The sequence below is a fragment of the Vibrio sp. Vb0598 genome (assembly GCF_033338935.1).
Lineage (GTDB): Bacteria > Pseudomonadota > Gammaproteobacteria > Enterobacterales > Vibrionaceae > Vibrio > Vibrio alginolyticus.
Window position 1 is genome coordinate 1 of record NZ_JAWOTP010000210.1, and the last position, 1159, is coordinate 1159.

Genomic DNA, 1159 nt, shown 5'->3' on the forward strand with positions numbered 1-1159 from the left:
CAATCATAGTTAGGGCAAAGCCGTTCTCGTAGCCCGCTTCTTTCATCAGCTCTTTCGCTTTCTTCAGATCGTAGCGAGGAACCAGTTTTTCGTTGTGACCAACGTAACCCGCAGGGCTTTGCTGACCAGCAGCTGTCGCGAAACCTTTCATGATTTTCTTCACGATGCCTTCGTTGTTGATCGCATGCACGATAGCTTGACGAACGCGCACGTCTTTCAACGCTTCATTGCTGTTTTGGTTCATTTGGAACGTGATGATTCGCGTACCAGGTAGTGTCACGAGATCGATGCCTTTCGCATCTTTCACACGTTGGTGATCGTTTGGCGCTACTGGGTGAATCATATCGACGCCACCAGAAAGAAGCGCAGCCACACGAGTCGCGTCTTCTTTGATTGGTACTAGCGTTAGCTTATCAACGTTACCTTTCGACGCTTTATCCCAGTAATCTTTGAAGCGTTCAAATTCCACTTTTACGCCTTGTTCACGTGATGTCACGATGAATGGGCCAGTACCGGAAACGTGAGTCGATGCAAATGAGTTACCGTGCTTCACTAGTTCAGACTTGTCTTTGCCGTCTTCTGTCTTACCTGAGTAGAACTTGCTGTCCATAGGGAAGATGTACGTCGCCGTTTGCAGAACAAGTGGGTATGGGCCTTTAGTAACCAAATCGAACGTGTAGTCATCCACTTTTACGATTTTCTCGTACGGGTCGAAGATCGCTTTAAAGTCTGGAGAGCTTTGTAGACGCTCAAATGGCCACACCACATCATCCGCTGTTAGCGAGTTACCAGAGTGGAACTTCACGCCTTCACGCAGTTTGAAGCGTACCGTTGTGTCGTTAACACGTTCCCAGCTTTCTGCTAGACGAGGTTCGAAGTCCATTGTTTGAGTGAAACGAACTAGAGGGTCAAATACCATGTGTGACATTTGCAGTGTACCGCCAGACAATTGCTCATGCGGGTCAAGCGATACTGGGTCAGCAGCGTAGCCAACTTTAATATCTGCTGCTAGCGCATTAAAACTAAGGCCCGCAGCCATTAGCGCCACTGCTAATTTGCTTTTCATGGTTTTCATTTGCATAACTCCTTCATGCGGGGATCCGGATCCCTTGTTATTGTGTTTGCGTCTTTATAATGACTAAAGATCAGCCAAGCGAAA

The 1159-nt window shown here is 47.5% G+C and carries 1 protein-coding gene; it reads right to left on the minus strand.

All coding sequences use genetic code 11. The features are described from left to right. The coding region (locus R7Q38_RS24145; RefSeq protein ID WP_318114606.1) for an ABC transporter substrate-binding protein at positions 1-1075 on the minus strand (1075 nt) is incomplete at its 3' end. Positions 1076-1159: the final 84 nt, after the last annotated feature.